A 13,471-nucleotide genomic window follows, 5' to 3' on the forward strand; every position below is an offset into this window, starting at 1 on the left:
AAGTCCACGCAGGGGCACGGAGGGATCACAGACCATGGCAGCACAGCGGGCAGGACAGCGAAAGACGAGCCGTTACGTCGTCCCCGTCGCGGTGGCCGGCATCGCCGCGGCGACCATCGGACTCGTCCCGGCGCTCGCCGCGTCCGGCGACCCGGACCTGCCGGAGATCACCGCGCAGCAGCTCATCGAGAAGATCGCCGCCTCGGACACCCAGACCCTGTCCGGCACCTTCAAGATCTCCACCGACCTGGGCCTGCCGGCCCTCGACGGCCTGCTGGGCGGGATCGCGGGCGGCATGGCCTCCGGTGACGGCTCCGGCTCGGGCGAGGCCTCCGCCGACCCGTCCGCGCAGCTCACCAAGCTGGTCTCCGGCACCCACACCCTGAAGGTCGCCGCCGACGGCCCCGAGCGGCAGAAGCTGACGCTGCTCGACGGCAAGGAGCAGTACAGCCTGATCCACGACGGCGACGAGGTGTGGGCGTACGACTCCCGCTCCAACACCGTCTTCCACGAGAAGGGCGGCGACGAGGGGGGTAAGGCCCCTGAGAAGGAGCTCCCGGCCTCCCCGAAGGAGCTCGCCGACGAGGTCCTGAAGGCCGCCGGGGACACCACCTCGATCGCGGTCGGCGGCACGGCGAACGTCGCGGGCCGCGACGCGTACCGGCTCGTCGTCGAGCCGAAGCAGCAGGGCTCGACGGTCGACTCGATCACCATCGCGGTGGACGCGGCCACCGGCACCCCGCTGAAGTTCACCCTCGACTCCACGAGCGGCGGCAAGCCGGTCCTCGACGCGGGCTTCACCAAGGTCGACTTCGGCAAGCCGGCGGCCTCGGAGTTCGACTTCACCGTCCCGGAGGGCGCGAAGGTCACCGAGGGCGACCAGGTGGAGAAGGAGTTCGGCGCGGACCGCGGCGGGGACCACGGCAAGGCCCCGGAGGACCTGGAGAAGGCCTTCGGCGACCTCGGTCTCGGCGGTCTCGGCGGCGCCGACGCGAACGGCCCCGAGATCATCGGCGAGGGCTGGACCGCCATCGCCGCCTTCGACTCCGGCGCGCCCGCGCCGAAGACGGAGGACGCGCCGAAGGAGGCCCAGGGCTTCCTGGACGCGCTCGGCGACAAGGTGAGCGGGAAGTTCGGCTCCGGCACGGTCTTCAAGACCAAGATCGTCAACGCGCTGATGACGGACGACGGCAAGGTCTACGTCGGTGCGGTGACGCCGCAGGCGCTGGTGGACGCCGCCAACGCCGCCAAGTAATACGGGAGTTGGTTCCCCGGGTGGGTCGGGAGTACGTCACCGGCCCACCCGGGTGGCTTGGTCGTGCTTTCTCGCCTACGGGAGCGTCGGTTACGGGAACGTCAGCTTGAACCCGTTGATGTAGCCGGCGTCGGCGGACGCCGTGTCCTGTGCGCGCAGCTTCCACACGCCGTTGGCGACCTCGGCGGAGGCGTTCACCGTGTAGGTCTGCTGGATGTTGTCGGCGCTGCTGCCGGTCTTGTTGTGCAGGTTGTAGACCGTGCCGTCGGGCGCGACGAGGTCGACGACCAGGTCACCGCGCCAGGGGTGGACGATGTCCACGCCGACGGCGAGGGCGGCCGGCGCGTTCCCCGCGATGCCGGAGACGGTCACGGAGGAGGTCACCGCGGCGCCGTTGTCCGGGATGGAGACGTCGGCGGTGTTCTCGAAGACCGTGCCGGTGGGCGGCGTGGTGGTGGTGCCGGACAGCGTCCAGATCGCGTGCGCGACGGCGTCGCTGTTGCGGTCCAGGGCCGTGTCGTTGATGTTCGACGTGGTGTCGCAGGAGGAGTGGTAGCAGCGGTCGAAGGCCGTGGCCGTACCGCCCCACTTGGAGACCTGGGCACTGGTCTTCACGCGGCTGGCGCCGGTGAAGAGGCCGCCGACCGGGATGCCGACGTTCTTGAAGGACGCGTGGTCCGAGCGGCCGTCGCCCTCGGTCTCGATCTCCGTCGGGACGCCGAGCCCGGCGAAGTAGTTCTTGAAGGTCGTCTCGATCGTCGGGTCGTCGTCGTAGACGAAGTAGCCCGGGTTCGGCGAGCCGATCATGTCGAAGTTGAGGTAGCCCTTGAGCTTCGCGCGCTCGGTGGTGGCGAGGTTGTTCACGTAGTACTTCGACCCGACGAGGCCGAGCTCCTCCGCGCCCCACCAGCCGAAGCGCAGGTGCTTGGAGGGCTGGTAGCCGGAGCGGGCGACGGCGAGCGCGGTCTCCAGGATCGCGGCGGAGCCGGAGCCGTTGTCGTTGATGCCGGGGCCCGACGAGACCGAGTCGAGGTGCGAGCCGGCCATGATGACCTGGTTCGGGTCGCCGCCCGGCCAGTCGGCGATCAGGTTGTAGCCGGTGGTGCCGTTGTACGTGAACTGCTGCACGGTCGTGGTGTATCCGGCCGCGTCCAGCTTCGCCTTCACGAAGTCGATGGAGGCCTTGTAGCCGGCCTTGCCGTGCGCGCGGTTTCCGCCGTTGGCGGTCGCGATGGACTGGAGGTCGGTCAAGTGCTGCTTGACGTTGGCGACCGGGATGTCCGGGGCGGCCGTGGCGCCGGCGGGCGCGGCGGTGGCCGGGGCGGCCCCGGCGAGGGCGCCGAGGACCAGGGCGGAGGAACCGGCCAGCGCGGCCAGTCTCGCGGAGAGCTTCATGTGTGGGGGCTCCGGATTCCGAACGGGGATGGGACGGAACGTGCGAGCGCCTCGCGCCGTGGGTGACGCGAGGCGTTGGAGCTGTACAGGTGGCACACGAGGCGCAGGGGTGTGATGGGGATCCCTACGGCCGGTGTGCGTGTGCTGAATGCTCAGTGACGTGACGATGTCCCGTCAAGACCTGAATCCGGTCAGGGCTGTTCGCTGAGCGGACGGACATCCTTCGGTGACCGCCTTCTGGAGGGCAGCGGTTGCCGACGGGCCGCTTCGAGGAACCCGTGGACGGATGTGCTCCGCAGACCGTGAACCAGGGAACGGGCGCTGCGTGCGCCGGCTCAGGGCCCGCCCACGGCCCTGCTCACTCCTCCGTGAGCAGGGCCACGGTCGTGCGCACGGACGCGTCGGGATCGTCCGCGAGGAGTGCGAGCAGGGCCTCGGCGGCCGGGGTGTCCCGCTCGACGAGTCCTTCGACGGCGGCCTCGCGGACGGCGGGGGAGGGGTCGCGGCCGAGGACGGCGAGGAGGTCGCCGGCGGCGTCGGTACGCCGGTAGGCCACGGCCTCGGCGACGGTCACCCGCACCTCGCCGTCGGCGTCCCCGGCCAGCGCGGCCAGCAGCGGATCGGCCCCCGGCGTGGACCAGCGGGCCACCGTCCGCGCGAGCTCCTGCCGGACGCCGGTGTCCGGGTGGGCGGCGAGCGGCGCGAGGCGTTCCACGGGCCCGCGCCGCCGGAGGCCGTACCACCGGAGCGTGTCGCGCAGCGCGCCGGTGTCCGCCCGCGCCTCGGCCCGGTCGAGCCGCGCGAGCAGCACGCGCGCGGCGGGCGCGGGCCCGTCCATCGGGTGCGGCCGCCGTTCCCGCAGCCGCCGGGACCCGTACGTGCCGGGCTGTACGCACCCCGCGCAGACGCACGGCGCGACACCGTGCGCGCCGGGGAAGTGCCGCCATCCGGCGACCTGCCGGACCGCCCGCACCTGCCGCACCTCGCCCCGCGCGACCGCGCGCGGCAGGAACACCTCCCACCCGAGCGCCCCGTCCCCCAACTCCCGCACGCGCCGGACGGCTTCGGCCGCCGTGACCTCCTCCTGGCTCCTCCCGTACCGCCCCACCGCCACCGGCTCCCCGTCCGGCAGCCGCACCTGCACGGCCACGATCCCCCGGGGCCCCGGCCGCCGCGCCAGCTCCCGCAGCCACTGATGCGTCAGCGCGTAGGAGGCGAGCACGGGGAAGAGGTGGACCCCGCCCCGCTCCCCGCGCTCCCCCCGCGCCTTGATCCCGCTCCGCCGGATCCCCGCCACGTGGGCGGCGGGTGTCAGGTGCACGAAGGTCGCCATGCGGCGATGCTAGTGCGGTGCCCCGGAGGCCCTCCCGGGCGAGACCGCCACGAGCCCCGGCGGAACCAGGCGTGCGGGCACGGTATCTGAGCAGGCATGTACGAGTTCCTGTTCCTGGCCCTGGTCTTCGGCCCGTTCCTGGCGCCGTCCGTGGCGCTGTGCGCCGCCGTCGCGCTCGCCTGGCGGGCCCGCGACCGGCGCCCGATCCTGGCCGCCCGTCTTCCCCGCGCCGCGACCTGCGTCCTGCTGGCGGTCCTGGGCGCCGCGGCGGCGTACGGCGCCTACTCATGGGGTGTGATGTCGGGGTTCTACATCCTGGACCCGGACCAGACGTGCGCGTCGAAGGGGGCCCGGGGCGACCGCATCGTGACCCGGTGGACCCTGCCGCTCAGCACCCGGTGCGTCACGGCGGACGGCGCCGGAACCGAGCTCGTACCCGCCTGGGTGAACCCCGTGATCTTCATGGGCCTCGCACTCCTGCCGGCGGCTCTCGCCGCCGCGATCCTCGCATCCCGCCGCAAGCGGCGCGCCCGCGCCGTCGTGTCCGACTAGGCGGCGGCCGACGCCTGGCAGGCCACGCACAGACCCGGTTCCGGCGCGCGGAAGGCGAGGTCGCAGTCGTCGCAGCTCTGGAAGGGGTCGGGGGCGGGCCGGGCGACGGGGCCGGCGGGGAGGGGAGGCGGGATGAGCGTCGCCAGCCGGTACGCCACGATCCCCGCCGGGTGCGCGAGGTCGGGCGGGAGGTCGGCGCAGAGCGTCCGGCTCACGGCCTCGGGATGCGCCCCGCGCTCCAGCCACTCGGTCACCCCCGGCGCCAGCCGCCGCACGTCCCGCTCCGACAGCAGCAACCGGGGCTCCCGCCCCCGGAGCCCGGCGAGGAGCGTGACGGAGGCGTGATGGCGCTCGGGAAGGGGCGGCGGCGACGACGGCTTCGGCTGGGCCGCGCGCCGCTCAGGGACTTTTGGGGCCGGAGGCTCCTCCTGGGCTTCTCGGCCTTCCCGGGCTTCCGGGGCTTCAGGGGCTTCCTGGGCCGCCTTGGTCTCCCTTACGGCGTCGCGGTCAGCCCCCGGCCGGTTGTACGAGATCGTGCGCGGGACGAACCGTCCGTCCGGCAGCCGCTCCCGGGTGCGGGCGAGGAAACCGGCCGCCTCCAGCTCCCGCAGAGCCGCCGCGATCTTCATCTCGCTCAGCCCCTTCGTCCGCTCGGCGAGCGCCTTGATCCCGACGGACGCGCCGGCGGGCAGCGACTGGAGGATCACGGCGAGCCCGATCGCCGCGACCGTCAGATCCGGATGCTGGGCGAGCTCGTTGCTGACGACGACGTACCGGGTGGTGAGCCGGACGTTGCGGTGAACGAGCCCACGGGCGTGCGAACGCGCGTTAGGGTGCGTGGAAGCCATCGGGAAGCGCCAACTTCCTAGTTGGTCAGGCCCTCGGCAGGGATGCCAGTCCCAGCCGGGGGCCGTCGTATTTCACGTCGGGTGGTGGCTGGAGCATATGCCAGGCAACCTGCCCCGAATCCAGCCCAGTTGGCACAGATCACCCGAGTGGGTGACGGGGCCGTGACGGGGAGGCTGGAGGGGTTGGGTAGGGCTTCCCCCGGGATTGGTTTCTTACGTCGAGCCCCACCGCGACGCGCCCGCCCACGACGCGGCGAAGCCCCTCAGGGCAGAGGGAGTTCGGCCCAGACGGTCTTCTGCGGCGCGGGCCCGTGCCGCACTCCCCACCCCCGGGTCAGCGCCCCGACGAGCAGCAGCCCCCGCCCCTCCTCGGCATCGGGCGAGGCCGCCCCGGCGAGAGGCGCTCGGTCACCCCGCGTATCCGTCACCTCGACCCGCACCGCCGCCCCGGTCGCGACCACCCGCACCCGGAAGTCCCGCCCCGGCACGTGCCCGTGCGTCACCGCGTTGTTCGCCAGCTCGGCCACGACCTGCTCGACTGCCTCGACCACATGGTCCAGTCCCCAGCGACGCAGCTGCTCGGCGGCGAGCAGCCGCGCCAGCCGTGCCCCTCTGGGCGTCGAGGACAGCTGAAGGGTGAAGTGGCGTGCACTCGCCATGAGTTGGCTGGTTTCGAGGTTCATGAGATTCAGCGTGGTGGGCAGTGCCTACGCTGCCCACCAGAAACGCCCTTACGTACGGTTACTGTCCTGCGGCTGTCCCGCCTTGTCTCGACTGTCTCGGGCCGCGCTCCGGGTAGAGGGCCGCCACAAGGAGGTGGGCACGCATGAGCGTGGACGAGGTGGACGGTGTCGTCGTCGAGGACGCGGGCTGGGAGGTGGACCCCGGCGACGAGCCGGGGAAGGCGGTCCTGGCGACGGTCGGGCGTCATCTCAAGACGTGGCGCGAGGCGAAGGGCCTGAGCGCGGCGGAGTTCGGTGAACTGACCGGATACGGCGAGGACATGATCCGCAAGCTGGAACGGGGAGACCGGATTCCCAGGCCGGAGTTCCTGGACAAGGCGGACGAGGTCCTGGGGGCGGGCGGACTCATTGCGGAGATGAAGCAGGACACGTCGGAGATCCGTTACCCGAAGCCGATCCGGGACTTGGCGAAGCTGGAGGGGAAGGCGGTCGAGTTCTGCATGTACTCGAACTTCAACGTCCACGGCCTGCTGCAAACCGAGGAGTTCTCGCGAGCGATCATGCAGACATGGCGCCCTGCGTTTCGGACGGACCAACTGGAGCGGTACCTGGCGGCCCGTGTGGCGCGTCGGTCGGTGCTGGAGAAGGATCCGGCGCCCGAGTTCAGCTTCGTCCAGGAAGAGGTGTCGCTACGACGGCCCATCGGGGGGAAGATGGTGCTACGTCGTCAGCTTGAGCATTTGCTGGAGGTGGGTGAGTTGCCCCACGTTGGGATCCAGGTGATGCCGACCGAGCGCGCGGATCATCCGGGGAACGGAGGGCGCATCGCGCTCCTGAAGTTCGCGGACGGCACGGCGGTGGGGCGCATGGACGGCGACTTCGGTGGCCGCCCCGTCTCTGACCTCAAACGACTCCGGGTCTTGGATCTGCGCTATGGCATCATCCGATCCCAGGCCCTCACTCCAGCGGAGTCGCGGGATTTCATCGAACAACTGCTGGGAGAGACGTGATGGGCAAGCCCGAGCTGGACTGGTTCAAGAGCAGCTACAGCGACAGTGGCAATGGCGCATCAGACTGCATCGAGGTCGCCACCACTCCCGGCACCGTCCACGTCCGCGACTCCAAGGACCTCACCGGCCCCCGGCTCGCCTTCGACCCGGCCGCCTGGGCCGGGTTCGTGGAGACGCAGCGCGGCTAGAGCGTGTCTCCGGGCCGAGCACCCCGCCCACCGTCAAGGAGACAGGCACCCTAGGTGCCTGCCGGGGCCAGCTCCGCCACCCAGTGGCCGGCCTCGGCCCAGGGTGTGTCGGCGCCGAGGAGGGGACCGGAGGACAGCTTCCGTCTTCCCTTCTCCTCGCTCGCCCAGAATGTCAGGGAAGCGGTGCTTTTGGAGCAGCCTTTCGGCTGCTTGTCGTCGGCGAGCTCCGCGGGCGCGGTGCGGAGCCGGGTCGGGTCCTGGGAGAACACCTCCGCCTTGTACGTGCACCTCTCGCCCACCGTGTTGACGGACACGAGACGGATGTCGCGCTTCGCCGCGCCCTGACCCATCGTGACTTCGAAGCGGTAGGTGCCGTCCGCCGCCCGGCCGCCCCACGAGCCCCGGAACTTCTCCGGCAGCGCGCCCGTGGCGGGCGGCACCTTCTCGAACATGGCAGGTTCGTAGGAGGTCTTTCCATCGTTGTGGTGGTCGTAGAAGCCCGTGTCGTCCTCCCACTCGAACGCACCGTTCCACGAGGCGACGAACGCCCCGGTACCGTCCGGGCGGGAGGAGCCGTCATCCGTGGTCGTGTCTTCGCAACGTTCCTTCTCGGACTGGGGGATCACCCTCTTGAGCCGGCTGGAGCCGAGCTTGATCGCGTCACTTCGGGAGGCGGTGATGGTGCTTTCCCAGACGCACAGCCGCGCCTCGTTGAGCAGGGAGTACCGGGCGGTGCCCGTCGCGTCGACGAGCAGGCGTGCGAGCGCCCCCTCCCTGTGCAGGTCGCCCTTGCTCAGGCGCGCCTCCCAGCTCCCCTGCAACGCCGCCGGAGCACTGGCACTCGGCGACGGTGGTTCTCCCGCCTTGCCCTGCCACGGGCGGAGCGCGAGCAGGCCACCGACGGCGACGAGCGCCACGACGGCTGCCGTCGCCGCCACGACGGCCGGCCGACGCCGCTGTTCCGGGGGCTGCGCCGACACGTGCGGGCGTGCCGTTCCGTCGTATCCCGGCCCCACCGTGGGCGCCTGCGCGAGCGCGTCCGACGCGGCCGCGGCGGGCGTGGTCACGGACCGGGGTGTGGGTACGGGCCGGGCGGGTGCCGGCGGAGTGGGAGCCTGACCCGGCACGAGGGCCGTGTGCGGCCGCAGCGGATCGAAGTCCAGCAATTGTGCCGCGTGCCGTCCCAGTTGGCCGAGCAGCGCGCCCGGAAGCCATTCGTCGACGCCTTCCGTGGCGGTGCGGGCGGCGATCTGTTCCGGCGTGGGGCGTTGTGCCGGGTCTTTCCGCAGGCATTCCCGTACGAGTCCGAGGAGCGTCTCCGGCAGCCCGTCCAGGTCGGGCTCCTCCTCGGCGACCCGGAACATCTGGGCGTGCAACCCGTTGCCGGTCGCCCCGAAGGGCCGGCGCCCCGTGGCGGCGTAGGCGAGGACCGAACCCAGGCAGAACACATCGGAGGCGGTGGTGACGTGGAGCCCGCGTACCTGCTCCGGGGACATGAAGCCGGGCGAACCGATCACCATGCCCGTGCGGGTCTGCAGGCTGTCCCCGCTGATGCTGTCCAGCGCCCGGGCGATGCCGAAATCGATGACCCGGGGCCCGTCCACGGTGACCAGGACGTTGGACGGCTTGAGGTCGCGGTGGACGAGGCCCGCCCCGTGGATGGCCTGCAGGGCGAGCGCGAGCCGGTTGGCCAGGACCCGCACTGACCGCTCGGGCAACGGCCCGTGCCGCTCGGCCACGACGGCGTGCAGATCGGGTCCGGGAATGTACTGGGTCGCGACCCAGGGCGTCTCCGCGTCCGTGTCCGCGTCGAGCACGGCCGCGGTCCAGGCTCCGCCGACCCGCTTCGCGGCGGTGACCTCGCGGGCGAACCGCGAGCGGAATTCGGCGTGTTGGGCGAACTCGGTCTGCACGACCTTGACCGCGACCGTGCGCCCGCCTTCGGAGCGGGCGAGATAGACCCGGCCCATGCCGCCGGCACCTAAGCGGGCGATGAGGCGGTAGGGGCCTATGCGCGGCGGGTCCTCGGCGGTCAGCTGGTCCACGAGGAAGGAGAGTAGCCCAACGGTCCGACAGTGAGGGATCGGACGGTTTCGTTCCGTGCAGCGGGCGCGAACCGCCCCCGCCCAGCGGGGAATGGCCTTCCCGCGCGGTCCGCCAGACGCCGAAGAGGTCGGTCTCCAGGGTCCGGCGGACCTCGTCGAGGTCGACGGAGAGGGCGCGTCTGATCGTGTCGTGGTCGACGAGGACGTCGGGGTGCCCGGAGGGTCAGAGCGGGCGGACCGATTCGGCCTGCGGCCCCTTGTTGCCCTGGGTCACCTCGAACTCGACGCGCTGGTTCTCGTCCAGGGACTTGTAGCCGTCGGACTGGATCGCGGAGTAGTGGACGAACACGTCCGGGCCTCCGCCGTCCGTCGCGATGAAGCCGTACCCCTTCTCCGAGTTGAACCACTTCACGGTCCCCTGCTGCGGCATCGCGATGCCCCTTCTCGCGGTCGTGGCCGCGGTGCCGATCACCGCGGACGGAGCGTCTCTCCCCATCTGCCGGATCGCTTACACCTCCGCGCGCGCGAAGCCCACAGGACACACCGTGAACGAGGCGGGGAATCTCTAGGGTGTCGGCATGTCACTCGGTGAGACGGTGCTGTCGTCCGGTCGCCGGCTCCGGTTGTTCGAGCTGCGGATGTCCTCCGCGTACGGGGGGATGCCGGAGGGCCGGCCGAACGATGACGAGTACTAGCCCCGGGGCCGTACCGGCCACTGCTTACCGGCCACCGCCTACTGCCTACCGGCTACCGCCAGGCGGCCGTGTCCGGGTCGATGCCGTGGGCGCGGGCGCTCGCGTCCACGACCGTGCGGAACCACGCCGCGAGGCCCGGGCGGATGCCGTCGTAGTGCGCGGCGAAGCCGGGATCCGACGCGTACGTGCGGGCCAGGCAGACCTGCATCTCCCTCGTCAGCGGGAAGTACGCGGCGAAGACGGCGCGGTGGCGGTCGACGAGGGCGTTCGCCTCCGGGCTGCCCGGCGCGACGCCCCCGTCCAGCGCGGACGCGAGGTCGCCGTCCAGGGCGGCCACGGCGTCGTGGACGGCCTGCCACTCCTCGGGCGTGCGGGCCGCCGAACGCTCGGCGTACTGGCGCCACTGGAGGGTGTCCCCGTACTGCTGCCGGGCCTTCGCCGGGCCCTCCGGGTCCCAGCCCGGGCCGAAGATCGCGGCCTGCTGCTCGACGGTCAGGAGCAGACCGCGCTCGTGCGCCTCGATCATCCGGTCCAGGCCGTCGCCGAGCCTCTGGAGCCGCTCGACGCGCTCCGCGACCTGGGCGCGCTGGGCGCGCAGCGCGGCCGGGACGTCGGTGCCCGTGTCGTCCAGGACCGCCCGGATCCGGTCCAGGCCGAGGCCGATCTCGCGGTAGACGACGACCCGGTGCAGGCGTTCGAGATCGGCGGCGGTGTAGAGCCGGTACCCGGCGCCCGTACGAAGCGAGGGCCGGGCCAGGCCGATCTCGTCCCAGTGGTGCAGCGCGCGGACGGTGACGCCGAGGCGCGCGGAGACCTGGCCGACGGTGAGGCCTTCGGTGTCCGTCTCCTGCGGGTCCGCGCCTGTGTCAGTGTCGGGCATGCTCCTCATTCTCGTCGGGGTGGGCGGTCGGGCCGGTGATGCCGATCTCGGCGAGGTTCCGCGCCTCCTGACTGGCCGGGTCGTACGGCTTCGCGGCCGTGAGGACGACCCGGGCCCTCTCGGGGGTGATCACCTCGACGTCGCGGGTGTTCCAGGGGGTGTCCCGGGGGTCGGCCGAGACGGAGCCGGGGAGGACCGCCCGGCAGGCGTCGACGATCCCGTCGATCTGGCCGAGCACGCACGCGAAACCGACGCTCATCGCCGGGGCTTCCGCGGGGGCCGCGTCCGCCGCGACGAGCAGCACGTCCTGGAACGCCCAGCGGCGCAGGTGCACCAGGGTGCCGGGGACCGAGAACAGCTCGAAGAAGCCGAGGCCGCGGGTCCAGAAGTCCAGGGAGGCGGCCAGGTCGGCGGTGGGGACGGTGACGAAGGCCGGCATGCCGTAGATGCCGTGGAAGGGCTCCGGCGGCACGGCGTCGGGGCCGGGGGCGGGGACGGGGCTGACCTCGAAGGCGTCGTAGTAATCGCCCTTGGTGGCGGTGCCGGTGCCGGTGCCGGTGCTGGTGCTGGTGCTGGTGGCGGTGTCGGTGTTCTGGTTGCTCATGGCCTTCACCTTTCAGCCTCACGTTGCGTGAGGGTCAAGTCCGGGAATGACCGGCCCCGTCCCCGTCGGTGTGGTTGGCTGCCGGAGTGACTCAGGACCTGGAGACCATGGCGTTCGCATCGGCCGAGGCGTTCGAGGCGTGGCTCGCCGAGCACCACTCCCTCCGGCCCGGCATCTGGCTCAAGATCCGCAAGAAGGCGCCGGGAGTCGTCGCCCTGGACTACGCCCAGGCGCTCGACGTGGCGCTCTGCTACGGCTGGATCGACGGGCAGAAGGCGAAGTTCGACGAGGAGTGGTGGCTCCAGCGGTTCACCCCGCGCACGCGGACCAGCAAGTGGTCCAAGATCAACCGCGACAAGGTGGCGGCCCTGATCGAGCAGGGCCGGATGCGTCCGCCCGGGCAGGCCGAGATCGACCGCGCGAAGGCGGACGGCCGCTGGGAGGCGGCGTACGACAGTGCGAGGTCCACCACGGTGCCGGACGACCTCGCGGCGGCCCTCGCGGCCGAACCGGCCGCCGCGGCCTTCTTCGAGACGCTCGACCGCCAGAACCGGTACGCCGTCCTCTACCGGATCCAGGAGCCCAAGCGGGCCGAGACCCGGGCGCGCCGGATCGAGAAGTACGTGGCGATGCTGGCGCAGGGGGAGAAGCCGCACCCGTGACGCCCGGGCGACGGCCCGTTGTCAGAGGGGTCGCGTATCGTGCCGGCCGTCGCAACTGGCTTCCGAGCAGGGAGAATCACCGTGGACATCGTGCTCGTCGGAGGACTGTGGCTCACCGCGTCCGCCTGGGACGGCGTCGTCCCCGAACTCGCCGCCCTCGGCCACCGGGCCGTGCCGGTCGCCCTGCCCGGGCCGGGCGACGGCGACGCGTCCGCGACGCTCGCGGACCAGCGGGCCGCGGTGGTCGCCGCGGTCGACGCGGCGGAGGGGAGGCCGCTGGTCGTGGGGCACTCGGCGGCGACGACCCTGGCCTGGCTGGCCGCCGACGCGCGGCCGGAGAAGGTCGGCGGGGTCGCGCTGGTCGGCGGCTTCCCGGCCCCCGACGGGCGGGCGTACGCCGACGTCTTCCCGGTCGTCGACGGCGTCATGGCCTTCCCGGGCTGGGAGCCCTTCGAGGGCCCGGACACAGCCGACTTCGACGAGCCGGCGCTGGCCCGGTTCGCGGCGAAGGCCGCCGCCGTGCCCGTGCCCGAGGGGGTCGCCAGGGGCGTCGTGCGCCTCGCCGACGAGCGCCGCTTCGACGTGCCCACCGCCGTCGTCTGCCCCGAATTCACCCCCGCCCAGGCGCAGGAGTGGATCGCCGCGGGCGAGGGCCCGGAGCTCGCCCGCGCCCGCCGCCTCACCTACGTCGACATGGACGCGGGCCACTGGCCGATGACCACCCGGCCGCGCGAACTCGCCCGTGTCCTCGCGGAGTTCGGTGGCGCTCTGACGGACGCCGGCTGACCCCGCAGCTCCAGGGAGGGGCCGCGCCCGCGTCAGTCCGCCGTCACGCCCCAGTACCCGATCTCCGACGGCTCCCCGTCCTCGTAGAGGACCGTGCAGTTGCCCTGGGCGCGGTCGGGGTAGAGCTCGTGGTCGGCGGCCAGGGCGGAGGTCCACTGCTCGCGCGTGGGGCGGCCGTCGGGGCACCAGGCGCGGACCTCCTCCGGCGTCAACGGGCGCATGTAGGGCCCCCATTCGGTGAAGTCGGGGGCGACCGTGTGGACCTGGTCCAGGACGGTGCAGGTGCCGCCGGTCAGGATGTACTCCAGCCAGTCCTCGCTCTCCCACAGCTCCGTGATCGTGCGGCCCGTGTCGTCGTGGCCGCCCTTCGCCAGCTCCTCGTCCTGCGCCCGCCGGAAGGCGACCGCGAGATCGGGGTCGTACGGTCCCGTCTGCCACCAGCTGTTGCCACCCATGACCTGCCTCCGTCTGCCTCTGTCTCTGCCTCGGTCCCGCGTTCGAGGAGGAGCGTAGGGCGCGGGTACGACAGACGAAC

At 72.2% G+C, this 13,471-nt stretch carries 15 protein-coding genes; 6 read left to right on the top strand and 9 right to left on the bottom strand.

The window, feature by feature from the left end; all coding sequences use genetic code 11:
• Positions 1 to 34: 34 nt before the first annotated feature.
• Entirely contained in the window at positions 35 to 1,255 is a 1,221-nt protein-coding gene (locus ABZ621_RS05670) for a DUF2092 domain-containing protein (RefSeq protein WP_360601060.1), read from the top strand.
• 90 nt (positions 1,256 to 1,345) lie between these two features.
• Here the strand turns inward: ABZ621_RS05670 and ABZ621_RS05675 are convergent, their stop codons facing one another.
• Both ABZ621_RS05675 and ABZ621_RS05680 read right to left on the bottom strand, forming a co-directional pair.
• Positions 1,346 to 2,650 carry a M28 family metallopeptidase gene (locus ABZ621_RS05675; RefSeq protein ID WP_360601062.1) on the bottom strand — a complete coding sequence of 435 codons (1,305 nt, stop codon included), beginning with the start codon at positions 2,648 to 2,650 and terminating at the stop codon, positions 1,346 to 1,348.
• A gap of 358 nt (positions 2,651 to 3,008) precedes the next feature.
• Complete coding sequence (locus tag ABZ621_RS05680; protein ID WP_360601064.1) at positions 3,009 to 3,983, bottom strand: HEAT repeat domain-containing protein; 975 nt, start codon at positions 3,981 to 3,983, stop codon at positions 3,009 to 3,011.
• A 96-nt stretch (positions 3,984 to 4,079) separates the two neighbouring features.
• Here ABZ621_RS05680 and ABZ621_RS05685 point away from each other — a divergent pair, with 96 nt between their 5' ends.
• Positions 4,080 to 4,535 carry a hypothetical protein gene (locus ABZ621_RS05685; RefSeq protein ID WP_360601066.1) on the top strand — a complete coding sequence of 152 codons (456 nt, stop codon included), beginning with the start codon at positions 4,080 to 4,082 and terminating at the stop codon, positions 4,533 to 4,535.
• On the opposite strand, the gene ABZ621_RS05690 is transcribed toward ABZ621_RS05685, so the two are convergent.
• Together ABZ621_RS05690 and ABZ621_RS05695 are read right to left on the bottom strand one after the other, a co-directional pair.
• The gene (locus tag ABZ621_RS05690; protein ID WP_360601068.1) at positions 4,532 to 5,383 is read right to left on the bottom strand and encodes a helix-turn-helix domain-containing protein; all 852 of its coding nucleotides are present in this window, start codon (positions 5,381 to 5,383) and stop codon (positions 4,532 to 4,534) included. The genes ABZ621_RS05685 and ABZ621_RS05690 overlap by 4 nt on opposite strands.
• A gap of 263 nt (positions 5,384 to 5,646) precedes the next feature.
• Complete coding sequence (locus ABZ621_RS05695; RefSeq protein WP_360601070.1) at positions 5,647 to 6,066, bottom strand: ATP-binding protein; 420 nt, start codon at positions 6,064 to 6,066, stop codon at positions 5,647 to 5,649.
• Between the two features lie 143 nt (positions 6,067 to 6,209).
• Between ABZ621_RS05695 and ABZ621_RS05700 the strand changes: the two genes are divergently transcribed.
• Together ABZ621_RS05700 and ABZ621_RS05705 are read left to right on the top strand one after the other, a co-directional pair.
• Positions 6,210 to 7,076: a helix-turn-helix transcriptional regulator gene (locus tag ABZ621_RS05700; protein ID WP_360601072.1), complete on the top strand. Its 867-nt coding sequence runs from the start codon at positions 6,210 to 6,212 to the stop codon at positions 7,074 to 7,076.
• Positions 7,076 to 7,264, top strand: coding sequence for a DUF397 domain-containing protein (locus ABZ621_RS05705; protein ID WP_360601074.1), 189 nt, complete (start codon positions 7,076 to 7,078; stop codon positions 7,262 to 7,264). Before ABZ621_RS05700 ends, ABZ621_RS05705 begins: the two co-directional genes overlap by 1 nt.
• Before the next feature lie 50 nt (positions 7,265 to 7,314).
• On the opposite strand, the gene ABZ621_RS05710 is transcribed toward ABZ621_RS05705, so the two are convergent.
• The 4 genes from ABZ621_RS05710 to ABZ621_RS05725 form a co-directional block, all read right to left on the bottom strand.
• Entirely contained in the window at positions 7,315 to 9,309 is a 1,995-nt protein-coding gene (locus ABZ621_RS05710; RefSeq protein ID WP_360601076.1) for a serine/threonine-protein kinase, read from the bottom strand.
• Between the two features lie 223 nt (positions 9,310 to 9,532).
• The gene (locus ABZ621_RS05715; protein WP_360601078.1) at positions 9,533 to 9,739 is read right to left on the bottom strand and encodes a cold-shock protein; all 207 of its coding nucleotides are present in this window, start codon (positions 9,737 to 9,739) and stop codon (positions 9,533 to 9,535) included.
• A gap of 317 nt (positions 9,740 to 10,056) precedes the next feature.
• The gene (locus ABZ621_RS05720) at positions 10,057 to 10,884 is read right to left on the bottom strand and encodes a MerR family transcriptional regulator (protein WP_360601080.1); all 828 of its coding nucleotides are present in this window, start codon (positions 10,882 to 10,884) and stop codon (positions 10,057 to 10,059) included.
• Positions 10,871 to 11,488 (bottom strand): VOC family protein, encoded by a 618-nt coding sequence (locus tag ABZ621_RS05725; protein WP_360601081.1) that lies wholly within the window; start codon positions 11,486 to 11,488, stop codon positions 10,871 to 10,873. Before ABZ621_RS05725 ends, ABZ621_RS05720 begins: the two co-directional genes overlap by 14 nt.
• A gap of 107 nt (positions 11,489 to 11,595) precedes the next feature.
• On the opposite strand from ABZ621_RS05725, the gene ABZ621_RS05730 reads away from it, so the two are divergent.
• Together ABZ621_RS05730 and ABZ621_RS05735 are read left to right on the top strand one after the other, a co-directional pair.
• Entirely contained in the window at positions 11,596 to 12,150 is a 555-nt protein-coding gene (locus ABZ621_RS05730) for a YdeI/OmpD-associated family protein (RefSeq protein WP_360601083.1), read from the top strand.
• Positions 12,151 to 12,231: 81 nt separating this feature from the next.
• Positions 12,232 to 12,936, top strand: coding sequence for an alpha/beta hydrolase (locus tag ABZ621_RS05735; protein WP_360601085.1), 705 nt, complete (start codon positions 12,232 to 12,234; stop codon positions 12,934 to 12,936).
• 32 nt (positions 12,937 to 12,968) lie between these two features.
• Here ABZ621_RS05735 and ABZ621_RS05740 read toward each other — a convergent pair whose 3' ends face one another.
• Positions 12,969 to 13,391, bottom strand: a complete 423-nt coding sequence (locus tag ABZ621_RS05740) for a hypothetical protein (RefSeq protein WP_360601087.1) — start codon at positions 13,389 to 13,391, stop codon at positions 12,969 to 12,971.
• Positions 13,392 to 13,471: the final 80 nt, after the last annotated feature.

Origin of the sequence: Streptomyces sp. NPDC007863, assembly GCF_040633895.1 — a bacterium.
GTDB lineage: Bacteria > Actinomycetota > Actinomycetes > Streptomycetales > Streptomycetaceae > Streptomyces.